Here is a 17,097-nt window from a genome sequence, read left to right on the forward strand (position 1 = left end):
TGAGAATATCGCTCGAATGATTTGATTGCCCGTTCATCCCGCGCCAACGCACCAGCGGCGCGGTGGTTTCACGGTGCGGAGCGCGGCGCGCAGGATTCTGCCAGCACCAGCGAGAACTGTCCCGCCGCATCGGTCCACCGCGCGCGCGGTTCCCATCCCCCCGCAGCGAGCAACTGGTGCCCCGAACGGCGGGTGAACTTGTGGCTGTTTTCGGTGTGAATCGTCTCGCCTGCGCGCATCGCGAATGGCTTTCCGCTGACGGTGAAGCTCACATCCCTTTGCGCCCTCAAATGCATCTCGATCCGCGCGAAGGTATCGTTCCAACGCGCCTCGTGGGCAAAGGCATCGAGCGGAATGTCGGCATCCAGCTCGCGGTTTATCCGCGCGAGCAGGTTGCAGTTGAACGCCGCTGTCACGCCCTGCGCATCGTCATAGGCGGCGATCAGCACGTCGTGATCCTTCACCAGATCCATGCCGATCAGCAGCAAGGCCCCCTCGCCCAGCGTCTCCTTCATCGAGCGCAGGAGATCGGTCGCGGTGCGCGCGATCATGTTGCCGATGGTCGAGCCGGGAAAGAAACCGAGCTTGGGAAGACCCGTAACCTCGTGCGGCAATTCGACGCGGCGCATGAAATCGGCTTCGACCGGATGGACATCGAGCGCGGGAAACTTCGCTGCCAGCGCGGCCGATGATGAGCGCAGGAAATCCCCGGCAATATCGAGCGGCACATAGGCCGAGGGCGCGATCGCCGAAAGCAGCAGCGGTGTCTTGACCGACGAGCCCGAACCGAACTCGACCACCGCATGCCCCGGCCCGATCAGCTGTGCGATCTCCTGCGCGCGGTCGGTCAGGATCTCGGTTTCGGCCCGGGTCGGGTAGTATTCGGGAAGCCGGGTAATATCCTCGAACAGTTCGGAACCGATATCGTCATAGAACCAGCGCGCCGGGATCGCCTTTTGCGGGGCGGAGAGCCCTTCCAGCACATCGGCCCTGAATGCGCAGTCGACGCCCTCGGCATCACGTTCCACCAGCTTGAGACCTTGAGCAAATGTCATTGGATAAGGTCCTTTGCCAGCCGCAGTCCGGTGAACTGCCAGCGTTGATGGGGGTAGAAGAAATTGCGATATGACGCGCGCGAATGGCCGCGCACCGTGGCGCAGCTCGCGCCGCGCAGCACGACCTGCCCGCTCATGAACTTGCCGTTGTATTCGCCCACCGCGCCATCGGGCACGCGGAAGCCGGGATAGGGAAGATAGGCCGAACGGGTGAACTGCCAGCAGTCGCCGAACAGGCCGGGCGACCCCGATGGGAGCGGCGGCGATGCCCTATCGAGCTGGTTGCCCAAGGCCGGATCATGCGCTGCGGCGATAACCTCCCATTCGAACTCGGTCGGAAGCCGCGCGCCTGCCCAAGTGGCAAAGGCATCGGCTTCGTAATAGGAAATATGCGTGACCGGGGCATGGGGATCGCGCTGTTGCCAGCCCCGATGCGTGAAATGCGTCCCGTCCTCACCCCAATACAGCGGCGCGCGGATGTGCTCGGACTGGACCCATGCCCAGCCATCGGCCAGCCATAAACGCGGCTTGGCGTATCCGCCGTCGCTTATGAAGGCGTCCCATTCGCCGTTGGTGACCAGCCGATCGGCCAGCGCGAAGGGTTGAAGGAGGACGCGGTGGCGCGGGCCTTCGTTGTCGAAAGCAAAACCCGCCCCTTCGTGACCGACCATCGCGATCCCGCCGGGATGCTGATGCCAGCCCATCGCGGCCGTGGTCAGTGCCGGAGGGCTGCTCCTCGCGTCCCACATCGCCGGACCAAGCGGGTTCTGGAACAGCGCGTGCTTGATGTCGGTCAGCAGCAATTCGATATGCTGCTGCTCATGCGCGATGCCGAGCGCGATCAGATCGGCGTGTGCCGGATCGGCGAGCAGCGGGGCCATCGCGGCATCGACCACGGCGCGCCATTCGAAAATTTCCTCAAGCGACGGGCGCGACAACAGCCCGCGCGCGCCGCGCGCAATCCGCGCCCCTTCGGCTTCGTAATAGGAATTGAACAGGAACGGCCAGCGATCGTTGTGAAGCGTGTATCCGGGCGCATGTTCGCGCAGCAGGAAGGTCTCCCAGAACCACGTGGTGTGGGCCAGATGCCATTTGGCAGGCGACGCATCGGGCATCGACTGAATGGTCGCATCGGCATCGCTGAGCGGCGCGACCAGCGCCTCGGTCAGGGATCGCAGCGCCGAAAATTCGCAAGCGAGGCCGGACGCATCGGGTGTTGATCCAGGCGAGAACTGGTTGCGGTGCACAAGGCCTCCATAGCCACCCCGAGCAGGCGCAAGACCCCCCGGCCTCGCCTGTCGTTACGGGGTAAGACTATTCGACGCCTATTGTTCCGCCTCCGTGACGGAAATATCGTCAGGCGATCCGGACACTGCCTGTCTATCCCGCTGCAAGCGGTCGGCGTGCGTCAGGCGACGCGCGCCGCCGCCGTTTCGCGCATGGTGCCGGTGCCGCTACCTGCCGCTTCGTTGAGCATTTCGGCAACCAGAAACGCAAGTTCGAGCGATTGCTCGGCATTGAGACGCGGGTCGCAATGCGTGTGATAGCGATCGCCAAGGCGTTCCTCGGTGATCGCCACCGCGCCGCCGGTGCATTCGGTTACGTCCTGCCCGGTCATCTCGATATGGATGCCGCCGGGGTGCGAACCCTCGGCGCGGTGGACGGCGAAGAAGCCCTTCACCTCGCGCGTGATCCGGTCGAAGGGCCGGGTCTTGTAGCCGGTGTCGGACTTTACAACGTTGCCGTGCATCGGATCGCAAGACCACACCACCGGATGGCCTTCGCGCATCACCGCGCGCACCAGCTTGGGCAGGCCGTCCTCGACCTTGTCGTGACCATAGCGGCTGATCAGCGTAATCCGCCCGGCCTCGCGGCCCGGATTGAGATCATCGAGCAAGCGCAGCAGCGCGTCGGGCTCGAGGCTCGGCCCGCACTTCATGCCCAGCGGATTGCCAATCCCGCGCGCAAATTCGATATGTGCGCTGCCGGGGAAACGTGTGCGGTCGCCGATCCACAGCATGTGCGCGGATGTCGCATACCAGTCACCGGTGAGCGAATCGCGGCGGCTCATCGCCTGTTCGTAAGGCAGGAGCAGCGCTTCGTGGCTGGTGTAGAAGCTGGTGCCCTTCAACTGCGGCACGGTGCCGGGATCTACCCCGCAGGCCTCCATGAAGTCGAGCGCCTCGCCGATGCGGTCGGCCATCTCGCTGAACTTCTCGGTCCACGGCGTGCGCCCCATGAAGTCGAGCGTCCACTGGTGCACCTGCCGCAGATTGGCATAGCCGCCGCCCGCGAAGGCGCGCAGCAGGTTGAGCGTTGCGGCGGCCTGCGAATAGGCCTTCACCATCCGCTGCGGATCATTGCGCCGGCTGACGGGGTCGAATTCGATCCCGTTGATATTGTCGCCGAGATAGCTCGGCAGGGTCACGCCATTGATCGTTTCGGTGGGCGCCGAACGCGGCTTGGCGAACTGGCCCGCCATGCGCCCGACCTTTACCACCGGACGCTTGCTGGCGAAGGTCATCACGACCGCCATCTGCAATAGCACCCGGAAGGTGTCGCGGATGTTGTTAGGGTGAAACTCGGCAAAGCTTTCCGCGCAATCGCCGCCCTGAAGCAGGAAACCGTGCCCGTTGGCGACCTCCGCAAGATCGGCCTTCAGTGCCCTCGCCTCTCCGGCAAACACCAGCGGCGGATAGGACGACAGCGTCCGCTCGGCCTCGGCCAGTTCGGCGGCGTCCTCGTAATGCGGCAGATGCCGCGCTTCGTGAGCCTTCCAGCTTTCCGGGGTCCAGGTATCGGGCACAGTCATGTCTTTCCAGGTCGTCGCGCGTCACATGGCGCGGGGGCGCCCGCTAGCGGAGCGCAGCACGAATTGTAAAGCGGCAATGGCATGCCGCACAACTTTATTTCCCGGCCAGTGTCAGTGGCGGGATCGATCACCGCCCGCTTGTGTCGGACTTCTCCGGCGTTGTAGCCGACCCGGTGGCCAATGTCTGCCCCTCGGGGATCACCGCCAACCGGAACGGAGTGGCATTGATCAGATACCGCGCCGCCAGTGCCTGCATCGCTTCGGGCGTGGTTTCGGAATAGTCGGTCAGGATCGTGCGCAGTTTCGCCACGCGCTGCGGGTCCTGGGTCGCGCCTTCGAGATTGTATAGCCAGAACTGGTTGCCGGTCGATGCGCGGCGGATCAATTGCCCCAAGGGCTCGGTCACCCGCGCAAGTTCATCCGCGGTCGGCGGCGTGGCGGCCAGATCGCGCGCGATCTTGTCCGCTTCGGCAAAGAACACGGGCACGAAGGACGGCTCCAACTGTGCAAGCGCGGTGATCCGTCCGCCGCTGGCAAGATCGGCGGGCCAATTCGAGAACGCCTGCGGCGAATAGGCCGCCCCGGCGCGTTCGCGCAGCGCATCGAGCAGGCGGTTGTTGAACAGCTGGGTAAGGATTTCGAGCTGGCGGCTTTCGCGCAGGTTCGCAACGCCCCCGCCGCTTGGCCACGCCACCACAGCCGCGGCCTGGTTGGCATCGCCGCGGTGCGTGGCCACCAGCGGCGCGCCCGTGCCTTGCGCAAAGCCGGGAACGCGCGCGGCCACATCGGCAGCAATCGGCGCGCGCGGCGGCAAGGCGCCGAAGGTCAGGCGCAGCTGCTCGGTCACCTTGGCGGCATCGAATTCGCCGAAGACGAGCACTTCGACCGGCCCTTGTGCAAGCAGCGGCTCCCACACGGCGCGGAATTCCTCGGGGGTGGCAGCCTTCAGCGCGGCCGGATCAGGCTTGGCGAACCGTTTTTCTCCGGTCGAAAGATATTCCAGATCGCGCCCCAGCACACCGCCCGGGCTGGTCGAGTAGGTGTTGTAGGCAAGCTCCGCCGCTGCCTTGGCGCGGATCACCGGATCCTTGTCCCAACGCGGCATGCCCAGCTTTGCAGCAAACAGGTAGAGCTGGTCATTCACATCTTCCGAGCGCGTCTGCGCGGTGAAGGTGAACACAGCATCGTCGATCCCGAAATCGAAGCCCAGCTTGCGCCCCGTGGACAGCCGGTCGAGCTCGTTCTGGCCCAAGTCGCCAAGCCCCGAACCCACCAGCGCAGTTTCGCCAAGCGAGGCATAGACCGCATTGCTCTCGTCGAAAGCGCGCCAGCCCGCGCCGAAACGCACACGCACGGTGACACGGCCGGGCTCTGCATCATTGGCCCACAGCAAAGCCTTCACGCCGTTGCCGAATTCGACCTGGTTGATATCAAGCACACCCAGCTTGCCCTGCTTGGCAATCGTGCCCGGCGCGCCAACCGCCGGCAGATCGGCAAAGGCGATCGTCTGCGCTGCGAGCCGCGCCGAACCATCGGCGGCCGCCTCACTCGCCAATGCCGTGCGCAGCGCTGCAACATCGGCTTCGCCCGCGGTGGGGGTGACATAGACCCCGCGCGTCACGGTGCCTTCGAACAGGGCGCGGGTGCGCGCGAGCACCGCGTCGGGAGTGAGCCGCGGCTTCATCCCGCGGAACACGTCGAGCACCACCTGCGGCGCGGCGACCGCTTCGCGGATATCGACCGCGTTGACGATATTGTCGGCAAGCGCGCTGCCCGCCTGCACGCTTTCCTGTTCGACCTGATTGGCAAAGGAGACATCGAACTGCGCGTATTCGCGGTCGATCTCCTCCTGTGTCGGCGGCGTGGCGAGCGCATCGGCAATGACGCTGCGCACGTCGCCAAGCGCGGCCTGCCAATCGCCCGTCAGCGGGGCGAAGGTGACGAAAGTCGCATCAGCCGAACGCGAGACATCGTCCTGCTGCACCTGCGCGTACAGATAGCTGCCGCCGGCGCGTGCGCGGCTTTCCAGCCGGCGGTTGATGATCGCCTGCGCCACCGCATCGGTCAGCAGGCCCTCGTTATAGGCGATCGTGTCCTGCACCTGCCGCCAAGGGCGCATGATCGCATATGTCAGGCTGCGCGGCAGATCGGGTTCGACGCCGACCGCCAACTCGCCGATCGGCGCGATGCCATCGTCGGGCGCCTGCGCACCGGCAGGCGCGACCGGATCGCCAAACGCGGGCGCAGTTCCCGCCTTGCCGGTGGGCTTCCAGTCACCGAACCATTGTTCGACCAGGCCGGCCAGCACCACCGGATCGGCATCGCCCGCGACCACGATGACGGTGTTTTCGGGCCTATACCAGCGGTCGTAAAACGCCTTCACGCCCTTGCCACGGGCCGCGCCCAAGGTGGCATCGGTGCCGATCGGATTGCGCACCGACAGTCGCTGTCCGGCAAAGAAGGTCTGGCGCGTCAGGTCAGCCATGCGCAGACCTGCGCCGCCGCGCTCGCGCTTCTCGGCGAGCACGATCGGGCGTTCGGCGGCGACGTTTTCATCGCTCAGCACCGGTTCGCGGATCATGCCCGAAAGCAGCTTGAAGCTTTCTTCGAGCTTGGCCTGATCGATATTGGGAATGTCGAGCTTGTAAGCGGTGTGCGTCGGGCTGGTTTCGGCATTGGCATCGCTGCCGAAGGTCGCGCCCAGCCGCTGCCAGGCCGAGATCGCCTCGCCCTTGCCCAGATATTTGCTTTCCCGAAATAACAGGTGTTCGAGCAGGTGGGCATAGCCCTGTTCGCTGTCGTTTTCGTACATCGACCCTGCATCGATCCGCACCCGGATCGACACCTGTCGCGGCGGCACGCCATTGCGCCGCACGGCATAGCGCAGGCCGTTCTTCATCTTGCCGAACAGCCACTGGCCATCGACCGGAACGTCCGATCCTTCGTAAAGCCACGGCACGGTGCCAGCGGTCTGTAGCGCCTTGGGCACCGGAACTGTCGATGGCGGCAATGCCTTCTGCGGCACCTTGGGCGCTTCGGCGCGGTTCTGGCCGTCGTTCTGCCGGGCCAGTACGGGCTGGGCCAGAACGAAGGGGACAAGCAGCAAGGCGAGCACGCGGGTCGCGCGGGAGGGAGAGGTCATGGCCCGACTATAGGGCGGCAAATTGTGAAGCGATAGTGAATGGTTTTTGCTGGCTGACGCGCAAGAGGGCCCACGCTTGCGCTCCCGAGTCGCGCCGCTGCCTCTTGCCGCCTGCACCCTTGCGCCCTACTTGCACGGACATGTTCATCGAAACCGAAACCACGCCCAATCCCGCGGCGCTCAAGTTCCTGCCCGGCCAGACCGTGATGGCTGCCGGCAGCCGCGAATTCGCCACCCCTGAAGCGGCCGAGGCAAGTCCGCTGGCGCAAGCGATCTTCGACACCGGCGAGGTCGTCAACGTGTTCTTCGGCGCGGATTTCGTCTCGGTGACGGCTGCACCGGGCGCACAGTGGAGCGCGCTGCGCCCGCAAGTGATCGCGATTCTGCTCGACCATTTCGTCTCGCAGGCCCCGCTGTTCACGCCGGGCACGGCAAGCGGTATCTCCGTTCCCCCGCCCGAAGACGATCTTGCGGTCGAGGAACGCGCCGAGGATGCCGAGGTGATCGCCGCGATCAACGAATTGCTCGAAACCCGCGTGCGCCCTGCGGTGGCAGGTGACGGCGGCGACATCGCCTATCGCGGCTTTCGCGACGGCGTGGTCTATCTGACGCTGCAAGGCTCGTGCGCGGGCTGCCCGTCGAGCACTGCGACCTTAAAGCACGGGATCGAAGGCCTGCTGAAACATTACGTCCCCGAAGTGGTTGAAGTGCGCGCCGCCTAACAATTTGTTCAAGCATCGACGAGGATTTGCATGACCACCCAGTTCCACGACCACGTCCTGCCCGACGCGGCGCTCGCGCAGTTGTTCAACGAGGCCCGCAGCTATAACGGCTGGCTCGACAAGCCGGTGAGCGACGAACAGTTGCACGCGATCTGGGATCTGCTGAAAATGGCCCCGACTTCGGCCAACATGCAGCCGGTGCGGATCGTCTGGGTCAAGTCGGACGAAGCCAAGGCGAGGCTGGTCGAATGCGCGGCCGACGGCAACAAGGACAAGCTTGCCGCCGCGCCCGTCACCGCGATCATCGGATACGACATCGATTTTCACGAGGAACTGCCCTGGCTGTTCCCGCACACCGATGCCAAAAGCTGGTTCGACGGTGACGAGGAAGGCCGCAAGGAAGGTGCGTTCCGCAATTCCTCGCTACAGGGTGCCTATCTGATGCTCGCCGCGCGCGCGCTCGGGCTGGATTGCGGGCCGATGTCGGGCTTCGATGCCGACAAGGTCAACAAGGCGTTCTTTGCCGACGAACCGCGTCACCGGGTCAACTTCATCTGCTCTGTCGGGTATGGCGATCCGGCGAGCATTTTCGATCGTTCGCCCCGCCCCGATTTCGGCAAGTTCAACCGCATCGCCTGACGATCGCGCAACCCGCTTGCGCCGCGCCGGCCCTTGAGGCAGGGCGGGCGCAATGCGGATGCTCGCCATCGAGACGGCCTCGGAAGCCTGCTCTGTCGCCCTGTTCGACGGCGACGATCTGATTGCGTCCGATCACCGCACGATCGGGCGCGGCCATGCCGAAGCCTTGGTGCCGATGATCGGTGCGCTGCCGGGCAAGGGCCGCGCCGAACGCATCCTCGTCAGCCTCGGACCGGGCAGCTTCACCGGCGTGCGGATCGGGCTTGCCACCGCGCGCGCGCTCGGGTTTGCCTGGAACGCTGAGGTGCTCGGTTACCCCACGCTCGCCCTGATCGCCGCACAGGCGCGCGAGGAGCATCCCGGCGCGCCGGTGACGGTCGCGGTCAATGGTGGCCACGGCGAATGGTTCGTTGCCGATTTCGGAGCGGATGGCATGCCGCAAGGCGAGACGGTGTCGATCGCGCCCGAGGCTGCATTGCGCCGCCCGCGCGGCCCGTTTCTTGCCGGCAACCGCGCCGATGCGATGGCCGCGCTCGATCCGGAGTTTGCGGGCCGTACGCTCGCCCTGCTGCCCGATGCGCGGCTTGTGCCAATGGTGCCCGCCGCGCTGCTCACGTCAGCGCTGGCTCCCATCTATGGCCGCGGGCCCGATGCCACCCCGATGGCAGCGCGCACCCCTGCATGACGCCCTCGCCGCTCCTTCTCGACCGGATCATGGCGGTGATGGAGGCGGCATTCGATCCCGCCTATGGCGAGGCCTGGAACCGGCGGCAGGTCGCCGATGCGCTGACGATGCCCAATACCCACGCACTGGTGGTCGATGACAATGGCGCGCCTCTCCCGCCCGACGCCGATTCTACCCGCGCGCCGGCTGGTTTCGTGCTCACCCGCCACGTGCTCGACGAAGAAGAGTTGCTGCTGATCGCGGTCAGCCCGGCGGCGCGGCGGCGCGGCGTGGGCGCGGCGCTGATCGAACTGATGTTTGCCGCTGGCAAGGCGCGCGGCACGAACCAGGTTTTTCTGGAAATGCGGCGCGGCAATCCGGCGATCCATCTTTACGAGAAGACGGGTTTCACTCCGATCGGCGAGCGGCGCAACTATTATCGCCTCGCCAATGGCGAAAGGATCGATGCGATTACTTTCGGTCGAACAATCGGATAGGCGCAGCTTCATCCCATTCGGATCATTCAGCATAGCGACATAGTTGCAAGACTATTCTCCTTGCGGCATTGCGCAATAGTGGCGCACAATTAAGGACGCCAGCGAGGAACTCATGCAAGATCTGGAAATCGATATGAAAGAAACGCTTATCACGCTGACCAGCGACATTGTTGCAGCGCACGTCAGCAACAATGATGTTGCCGTTGCCGATGTCCCCACGCTTATCACCAACGTCTATTCTGCACTGGCCAATCTTGGCGAAGCGCCGGTGGTCGAAGAAACCAAGCCGCAGCCCGCAGTCGCCGTGCGCAACTCGGTAAAACCCGATTACATCGTCTGCCTTGAAGACGGCAAGAAGCTCAAGATGCTCAAGCGTTACCTGCGCACCAATTACGACATGAGCCCCGAAGAATACCGCGCGCGTTGGGGCCTGCCCGCCGACTATCCGATGGTCGCCCCCAATTATGCCGAAACGCGCCGCGATCTTGCCAAGAAGATCGGTCTTGGCCGCAAGCCCGGCACCACGGTCGCCAAGACGCGCCGCACCAAGAAAGCCTGATCCGGCCTTTTCGTGGTCGCACACGCCGCCCCTGTTGAGAGGCGGATGGCTTGGCTTGAGCATGCAGCCCCGTCCCTGTAGGGATGGGGCTGCAATGCTGTTGGGCGGTCGCATCCGGAAGCGGTGCCGCGCGCGGTGATGGAGCTTTCGCGTGAACCAGAAAATCGATCTTGAGCAACTCTGCGCCGAAAAGGGCCTGCGCATCACCGACCAGCGCCGGGTCATCGCCAAGGTCCTGTCGGAAAGCGACGATCACCCCGATGTGGAATTGCTCCACACCCGCGCCGCTGCGGTCGATCCGCGCATTTCGATCGCCACGGTCTACCGCACGGTGCGCCTGTTCGAGGAAGCGGGCATCCTCGACCGCCATGATTTCGGCGACGGGCGCTCGCGGTATGAACCCGTGCCCGAAGCGCACCACGATCACCTGATCGATGTCGAGACGGGCAAGGTGGTCGAATTCGTCGATCCCGAAGTCGAGGCCCTGCAACGTCAGATTGCCGAGCGGCTAGGTTATCGGCTCGTCGATCACCGCATGGAGCTCTACGGCGTGCGCCTCTCGCGCAATGACTGACGACGCGCTGCGCGCCGCGGCCGCGAGCGGGGAGACGACGCCCATCGGAGTCGGCGGGTGGGTGCGGTTGCTGCTGCGCGCGGTCGGCCTGATCGGTCTGCTGCTGGTCTTCGTGCCGCTGCACTATCTCTACCGCTTCTTCTCCTACGGCTCGCCCTTCCCGATGCTGTTCCTGCGTTATGCCGCGCGGGTGTGCGGGGCGCGGGTGCAAGTGCGCGGCACCTATCTCAAGCGCGACGTGTTCTTCGTCGCCAACCACGTCTCGTGGATCGACATTCTGGCGCTGGCGGGTGCAAGCGGCACCGCCTTCGTCGCCAAGGCCGAACTGGCCGAAGCGCCCGTCGTCGGCTGGCTCGCCAGCCTCAACCGCACTGTCTTCGTCAAGCGCGAACACCGGATGGGCGTGGCCGAGCAGATCAACGCGTTGAAGGAAGCGCTGGTCGACAACTGGTCGGTCACCGTCTTCCCCGAAGGCACCACCACCGACGGGCAATCGCTCTTGCCGTTCAAGACCTCGATGCTCTCCGTGCTCGAACCCCCGCCGCCCGGCGTGCTCGTTCAGCCGGTGATCGTCGATTATGGCCCGGTGGCCGAATGGATCGGCTGGATCGGTAACGAAAGTGGCGTCAACAACGCCAAGCGCGTGCTGTCGCGCAAAGGCAGTTTCCGCGTGACGCTGCACTATCTCGAACCCTTCAGCCCCGAGGATTTCAAGGGAAGAAAGGCGATCAGCCGCGAATCGCGCCGCCGGATCGAAGAAGCGTTGACCGACATCCTTGGACGCCCCTTGCGCGCCTTCGCGCACACGGTGCCCCCGGTTCGCTACGAAGCGCAGGCCGAAACCTCCGACTGACCACGGCGGGGCCTGCGTGTTGGAGACACATGAGACAGTGTCCAGAACGCAAAAACCGCCCTGCCCCTGTTGCGCTTTTCCGGATGCGCCAAGCAGGAGGGATGCGGGTTTCATCCGCGGCTGTCTGCCACCCGTTGCCGCGGTAGGAAAGCGACGCGCCGCCAGCGCGCGGCTGCGGCCGAGCGTTACAGTCCGGCGCGCACCAGCCAATCGTGGAAGATCCGCACCGGGCGGCTTTCGAGCGCGACCGGCTTGCACACGAACCAATAGGAATAGGGGCTTTCGACCGGCGCACCGGGCAGATTGACCAGCCGGTTGTCGTTCGCGCGGCGCAGGTGATCGTCGTGCATGATCGCGATGCCCAGCCCTTGCGCGGCGGCTTCGAGCATCAGCGCGCCCGAATCGTAATGGTCGATCGCCGCCGGATCCATCGCGTCGAGCCCGTTGGCCTTCTTCCACGCCTGAAAGCTTTCGGGCAGTTCGTTGTGGATCAGGAAGGTCTGCTTGGTCATCACCTCGGGCACGATATCGGTGCCGATCGCGCGGGCGGTCTCGCGCGAACAGATCGCGTGGACGAGGTTGTGATCGAGCCGCACCGCATGCAGCCCGCTCGCCGGGCCGCGCGACAGGATGATCGCGGCATCGAGCGTATCGCCCACGCGGTCTTCCAGATGCGGCGCGGTGTCGATGTCGATGTGCAGCAGCGGGTGGCGCTTGCGCAATTCGCCCAGCCGCGGGAACAGGCGCTGGCTGCCGAACATCGGCAGCACGCCCAATCGCAGGCGGAGCAGTGCGATATTGTCCGACTGGCTTTCGACCGCCCGGGTCAGCGCCTCCATATGCGGATTAACCGCTTCGTAGAAGGCCTGGCCCTCGTCGGTGAGTTGCATCGATTGCCGCGCGCGAGTGAACAGCTTCTTGCCGACGAATTCTTCGAGATTGCTGATCCGCCGGGACAATGCCGAAGGGCTCAGCCCGATTTCCTCCGCCGCCGCGCGCGCCGAACCCAGCCGCACGGTGCGCATGAAGGCTTCAAGGGCGCGGAGCGGCGGCAAGCGGCGTGCGGGCATTTTCATATCTCCTCAGTGACATGAGATACGCCCGGACGCATGATCGGATGCAAAAAATCGAAGAAAAATTGTGGGTAGGTGCGAAAAGTTGCGCCTACTGCACCTCTTCCTCCGCCACAGGCGGATGCAGCCGCAGTCGGGTGACATGCGTTTCGTCGCCTGCGGTCACTTCGATGCACCAGCCGCTGGGATGTTCGAGCACGGTGCCGACCGCCGGCACCGCTTCGGCCAGCACGAAGGCGAGCCCGCCGATCGTGTCGACCGACTCCTCGACCTCGGCAAGCCGCGGGTCGATCTTCTGGGCGATATCGTCAAGCTCGGCGCGGGCATCGAGATCCCACATACCCTCGCCGATCGGGGTGATCAGTTCCTGCGGCGTCTCGTCGTGCTCGTCCTCGATCTCGCCAACGATTTCCTCGACCAGATCCTCGATCGTGATCAGCCCGTCGGTGCCCGAAAATTCGTCGAGCACGATCGCCAGATGGACGCGGTTCAACCGCATATCCGCCAGCACGTCGAGCGCGCCGCGCGCCTGCGGCACATAAAGCGGCTGGCGCATCAGGGTGGTCCAGTCGGCCGGCGGCGGCGTGCCGTTGGCAAGGAAGGGGAAGACATCCTTGATGTGGATCATCCCGATCACGCTATCGAGCGTGTCGCGGTAGACCGGCATGCGCGAATGGCCGTTTTCCGAGAAGGCGGCGATCATTTCGTCCCAGCTGATCGAAGCGTCGACCGCGATGATCTCGCCGCGGGGCACCGCCACATCGTCGGCATCGTGGTCGCTGAAATGCAGCAGGTTGCGCAGCATCTGCCGCTCCACGCGCGACAGGTCGCCGTCCGGCCCGCTGCGGCCATCCCCGGCCTCGCCGCCGTTCTCGTCCTCGTGCTCGTCGATCGCTTCTTCGAGCTGTTCGCGCAAGGAACGTGCGGCCTCAAGGCCGAGCATCTTGCGAAGCGCGGACATCAGTCCGCTGCTACTGTCCGCATCTCCCGAAAGGGGGGCAGACGAATGGGAATCGGCCATGGCCTTGGTTGGGGCTCCTGTTGCTGGTCAGTCGCCATATGGGTCAGCGATGCCCAGTTTGGCAAGTATGGCGGTTTCCAGCGCCTCCATCGCTTCGGCCTGTTCGTCGGAATCGACATGATCGTGGCCTGCGAGATGCAGCAGCCCGTGGACGATCAGATGCGCGGCGTGCGCTTCGAGCGTGACGCCCTTCTCCGCTGCCTCGCGCGCGCAGGTTTCGTGCGCCAGCGCGATGTCGCCGAGCATTTCGGGCGGGCCATCGGGCGCGAGATCGGCGAGTTCCTCGCGTTCGAGCATGGGGAAAGAGAGGACGTTGGTGGGCTTGTCCCGCTCGCGCCATTCGCGGTTGAGGGCGTGGACCTCCGCGTCCGAAGTGAACAGCACGCTGGCGGAGAGGCGCGGGTGCGCGAGCAGCGGCTCGCCTTCGGCAGCGGCCTGCGCCGCGCGGGTGGCGAGCGCCTCCCAATCGCCTTCCGGCCAGTCTTCGATGTCGATATCAAGCGTCATGGCGCAGCGCCTTAGCGCGGAACGGGCGCGCAAGGAACGGCCCTGCGCGCAAACCACCACGCAGGCGTGCTGCGGGACTATCCCTAGACGGCGCGACCGGCGACTTAATATCTGCGTGCCATGGTGCCTCCCGATCGTGCCGCATCTCGCGGCGTGCGGCGTGGGCCGCAGGACTTGGACAGAGTGATGAAACCAGCTCCCGCAAGGACAGGTTTTCCGGCCCGCCCCCCGCACCCGCGGGCGGCCCGCCGCACGCAGTTCGGTCCGCCATGCACTGCAAAGCGGTCTGGCACTTCGTTGCCGTCGGAGCATCATCCATGACAAACACCAATCTTACCGAGCGCCTGGGCTATTACGGGCTCGAAGCGCATGATCCCATCTATTCCAGCGTGTCCGCTTCCATCTCGAAGGTGATGGAAGGCACGCTCGAAGGCTTCTACCGCGAGGTCCAGTCGCGCGACGAACTGGCCGGCAAGTTCCTCTCCCCCGCATCGATGGCCAAGGCCCGCGCGGCGCAGGCGCGCCACTGGACAGGCGCCTTCACCGACGGGCTGACCGATGCCTTTCTCGAACGCTCCAACCAGATCGGCGGCGTGCATGCGCGCATCGGGCTCGAACCCAAGTGGTATGTCGGCAGCTATGCGCGGATCCTCGACGAACTGATCAGGCACATGGTCGCGCCCGGTTGGCAGCGCCATCTGCCGTGGAAGCGCAGGCAGGCCCGCCGCATCGCCGCGCTGGTCAAGGTGTCGCTGCTCGACATGGACATCGCCCTGTCGTCCTACTTTTTCGACATCAGCGCCAAGGTCAATTCGCTCAACACCGTGCTCGGCGATGCACTGGCCCGGCTAGCGGAGGGCAAGCTCAACATCGACGCGGTCGATCTGCCGCCCGAATATGCCAAGGTCGCTGCCGACTTCAATTCCACCGTCGCCGCGCTGCACGACACGATCAGCAAAGTGGTCGCCGGGGTCGAAGCGATCTCGACCGGATCGAGCGAGATCCAGTATGCCTCCAACGATCTTGCCCGCCGCACCGAGGAACAGGCCGCCAATCTCGAAGAGGCGGCCGCCGCCGTGGGCAAGGTTCTGGAGCGCGTGTGCGAAACCCGCGAACAGGCCAACAGCGCCAGAACCGCGATCAGGGACAGCAATGCCACCGCCGGAGACGGGGCGAAGATCGTCGCCCAGGCAGTGGACGCGATGGATCAGATCCGGCGCTCCAGTCAGGAAGTCACCAACATCATCGGCGTGATCGATTCGATCGCGTTCCAGACCAATCTGCTGGCCCTCAACGCCGGCGTGGAAGCGGCCCGCGCGGGCGAAGCCGGCAGGGGCTTCGCGGTGGTCGCCAACGAGGTGCGCGAACTGGCGCTGCGCTGTTCGCAATCGGCCGAAGAGATCAAGGCGCTGGTCAGCGGCACCAGCGCGCATGTCTCGTCCGGGGTCGATCTCGTCCGGCGCAGCGGCGATGCCTTCGACGCCATCACTCAGGCCATCGCAGCGCTGACCGACACGGTCGAAACCATCGCGGTCTCAACCGAGGCCCAGTCCGAAAGCCTCGCCCACATCAACAATGTGGTCGGCGACATCGACCGTTCGACCCAGCAGAACGCCGCGATGGCCGAGGAATGCACTGCGGCGGCCTCGTCACTGGCGAGCGAGGCCGACGGGCTGTGGCAGACCGTGGGATCGTTCGAAGTCGCTTCGGACGAGAGCAGGCATGGTGCCGGTCATGGCGACGCGCCGCGCCGTATCGCAGCGGGGCTGAGGATGGTCGGCTGACCGGACCAGGCGGCGTTCAGGCGAGCCCCTGATCGCCCTCGCCGCCGCCTTCGTAAGCCTCGACGATCCGGCCCACGATCGGGTGGCGCACCACGTCGGCGGCGCTGAACCGGATCGTGCCGAAGCCTTCGACGCCTTCTAGCCGCTCGACCGCGTCGTTCAGTCCGCTCATCCGCGGGCCGCCGGGGATGTCGACCTGCCGCGGGTCGCCGCAGATCACCATCCGGCTGTTCTGGCCGAAGCGGGTGAGGAACATCTTCATCTGCTCGCGCGTGGTGTTCTGCGCCTCGTCGAGGATGATGAAGCTGTCGGCGAGCGTGCGCCCGCGCATGAAGGCGATCGGCGCGATCTCGATCTCGCCATTGGCCAACCGGCGCTCGACCTGTTCGGGCGGCATGCAGTCGTTCAGGGCATCGTAGAGCGGGCGCAGATAGGGGTCGACCTTCTCCTTCATGTCGCCGGGCAGGAAGCCGAGCTTTTCGCCCGCTTCGACCGCAGGGCGCGACAGGATCAGCCGCTGGACGCTGCCAGTGATGAGCTGGCTGACTGCTTGTGCAACCGCGATATAGGTCTTGCCCGTGCCCGCCGGCCCAAGCGCGAAGATGATGTCGTCCTTCGCAAGGCTGCGCATGTAGTCGATCTGCGTTGCGGAACGCGGCACGATGGTTTTCTTGCGCGTGCGGATCATGATCGGCGGCGCGCCGTCATCGCCCGAGATGATGCCTTCCAGCGTGGGTTCGTTCGACATAGCGATCATGCTTTCGATCGCCCCGCTGTCCAGCGCCTCGCCCCGGGCGAGCCGGTCATACATCGTCTTCAGCGTCTCGCGCGCGCGGGCGACATCGTCCTCCGGTCCTTCGATCACCACCTGGTGCCCGCGGGCGTGGATATAGACCCCGAGCCGGTTTTCGACCTGCACCAGATTGGCATCGAACTGGCCGAACAGCGGGCCGAGCAACGCCTGGTTCTCGAAGGTCAGATCGATGCGCGCACGCCGCGGTGCAGGGATGCCGCGCGGATCGGGCGAGAGCGCCGGATGTCCGGCACGGGAGGGTCGTCGGCCCATTCAGTTCCTTTGTCTGCGGCAGAAGGATGATCCCTCGGCCCTTGAGTCGCAAAGGTAAGCGGGGGCGCGGGGATAGCAAGCAGATGGGCGCGCAATCGCGGTGGATAGTCACGCAAACGCCGCAAACCG

General features: G+C 65.2%; 16 protein-coding genes. 8 read left to right on the forward strand and 8 right to left on the reverse strand.

Annotation, left to right across the window (positions count from 1 at the left end):
* Window positions 1-68: 68 nt before the first annotated feature.
* The 4 genes from egtD to A9D12_RS00205 all read right to left on the reverse strand — a co-directional run bounded on the left by egtD (window position 69) and on the right by A9D12_RS00205 (window position 7,009).
* The gene (egtD, locus tag A9D12_RS00190; protein WP_068348448.1) at window positions 69-1,055 is read right to left on the reverse strand and encodes an L-histidine N(alpha)-methyltransferase; all 987 of its coding nucleotides are present in this window, start codon (window positions 1,053-1,055) and stop codon (window positions 69-71) included.
* Complete coding sequence (gene egtB, locus A9D12_RS00195; protein WP_068348450.1) at window positions 1,052-2,302, reverse strand: ergothioneine biosynthesis protein EgtB; 1,251 nt, start codon at window positions 2,300-2,302, stop codon at window positions 1,052-1,054. Before egtB ends, egtD begins: the two co-directional genes overlap by 4 nt.
* Before the next feature lie 161 nt (window positions 2,303-2,463).
* Complete coding sequence (locus tag A9D12_RS00200; protein WP_068348452.1) at window positions 2,464-3,867, reverse strand: class II 3-deoxy-7-phosphoheptulonate synthase; 1,404 nt, start codon at window positions 3,865-3,867, stop codon at window positions 2,464-2,466.
* A gap of 127 nt (window positions 3,868-3,994) precedes the next feature.
* Window positions 3,995-7,009, reverse strand: a complete 3,015-nt coding sequence (locus tag A9D12_RS00205) for a M16 family metallopeptidase (RefSeq protein ID WP_068348455.1) — start codon at window positions 7,007-7,009, stop codon at window positions 3,995-3,997.
* A 140-nt stretch (window positions 7,010-7,149) separates the two neighbouring features.
* Here A9D12_RS00205 and A9D12_RS00210 point away from each other — a divergent pair, with 140 nt between their 5' ends.
* The 7 genes from A9D12_RS00210 to A9D12_RS00240 all read left to right on the forward strand — a co-directional run bounded on the left by A9D12_RS00210 (window position 7,150) and on the right by A9D12_RS00240 (window position 11,517).
* The gene (locus tag A9D12_RS00210; RefSeq protein WP_068348458.1) at window positions 7,150-7,731 is read left to right on the forward strand and encodes a NifU family protein; all 582 of its coding nucleotides are present in this window, start codon (window positions 7,150-7,152) and stop codon (window positions 7,729-7,731) included.
* Window positions 7,732-7,761: 30 nt separating this feature from the next.
* A complete protein-coding gene (locus A9D12_RS00215; protein ID WP_068348460.1) occupies window positions 7,762-8,370 on the forward strand; it encodes a malonic semialdehyde reductase in 609 nt (202 codons plus the stop codon).
* A 52-nt stretch (window positions 8,371-8,422) separates the two neighbouring features.
* The gene (gene tsaB / locus A9D12_RS00220; RefSeq protein ID WP_068348463.1) at window positions 8,423-9,055 is read left to right on the forward strand and encodes a tRNA (adenosine(37)-N6)-threonylcarbamoyltransferase complex dimerization subunit type 1 TsaB; all 633 of its coding nucleotides are present in this window, start codon (window positions 8,423-8,425) and stop codon (window positions 9,053-9,055) included.
* Entirely contained in the window at window positions 9,052-9,531 is a 480-nt protein-coding gene (locus tag A9D12_RS00225) for a GNAT family N-acetyltransferase (protein WP_068348465.1), read from the forward strand. The genes tsaB and A9D12_RS00225 overlap by 4 nt, the downstream gene beginning before the upstream one ends.
* Window positions 9,532-9,643: 112 nt before the next feature.
* A complete protein-coding gene (locus A9D12_RS00230) occupies window positions 9,644-10,090 on the forward strand; it encodes a Ros/MucR family transcriptional regulator (RefSeq protein ID WP_068348468.1) in 447 nt (148 codons plus the stop codon).
* Window positions 10,091-10,241: 151 nt separating this feature from the next.
* Window positions 10,242-10,664 carry a Fur family transcriptional regulator gene (locus tag A9D12_RS00235; RefSeq protein ID WP_068348472.1) on the forward strand — a complete coding sequence of 141 codons (423 nt, stop codon included), beginning with the start codon at window positions 10,242-10,244 and terminating at the stop codon, window positions 10,662-10,664.
* The gene (locus A9D12_RS00240; RefSeq protein WP_068348475.1) at window positions 10,657-11,517 is read left to right on the forward strand and encodes a lysophospholipid acyltransferase family protein; all 861 of its coding nucleotides are present in this window, start codon (window positions 10,657-10,659) and stop codon (window positions 11,515-11,517) included. The genes A9D12_RS00235 and A9D12_RS00240 overlap by 8 nt, the downstream gene beginning before the upstream one ends.
* A 185-nt stretch (window positions 11,518-11,702) precedes the next feature.
* Here A9D12_RS00240 and A9D12_RS00245 read toward each other — a convergent pair whose 3' ends face one another.
* The 3 genes from A9D12_RS00245 to ybeY all read right to left on the reverse strand — a co-directional run bounded on the left by A9D12_RS00245 (window position 11,703) and on the right by ybeY (window position 14,118).
* Window positions 11,703-12,587, reverse strand: a complete 885-nt coding sequence (locus A9D12_RS00245) for a LysR substrate-binding domain-containing protein (protein ID WP_082925586.1) — start codon at window positions 12,585-12,587, stop codon at window positions 11,703-11,705.
* Window positions 12,588-12,681: 94 nt separating this feature from the next.
* A complete protein-coding gene (locus tag A9D12_RS00250) occupies window positions 12,682-13,551 on the reverse strand; it encodes a hemolysin family protein (protein ID WP_231889656.1) in 870 nt (289 codons plus the stop codon).
* Window positions 13,552-13,638: 87 nt separating this feature from the next.
* Window positions 13,639-14,118, reverse strand: a complete 480-nt coding sequence (gene ybeY / locus A9D12_RS00255; protein ID WP_068348480.1) for an rRNA maturation RNase YbeY — start codon at window positions 14,116-14,118, stop codon at window positions 13,639-13,641.
* Between the two features lie 317 nt (window positions 14,119-14,435).
* Here ybeY and A9D12_RS00260 point away from each other — a divergent pair, with 317 nt between their 5' ends.
* The gene (locus A9D12_RS00260) at window positions 14,436-15,902 is read left to right on the forward strand and encodes a globin-coupled sensor protein (RefSeq protein ID WP_068348483.1); all 1,467 of its coding nucleotides are present in this window, start codon (window positions 14,436-14,438) and stop codon (window positions 15,900-15,902) included.
* 16 nt (window positions 15,903-15,918) lie between these two features.
* Here A9D12_RS00260 and A9D12_RS00265 read toward each other — a convergent pair whose 3' ends face one another.
* Window positions 15,919-16,968, reverse strand: coding sequence for a PhoH family protein (locus tag A9D12_RS00265; protein WP_068348486.1), 1,050 nt, complete (start codon window positions 16,966-16,968; stop codon window positions 15,919-15,921).
* Between the last annotated feature and the right edge of the window lie 129 nt (window positions 16,969-17,097).

This window comes from Erythrobacter neustonensis, assembly GCF_001663175.1.
GTDB lineage: Bacteria > Pseudomonadota > Alphaproteobacteria > Sphingomonadales > Sphingomonadaceae > Erythrobacter > Erythrobacter neustonensis.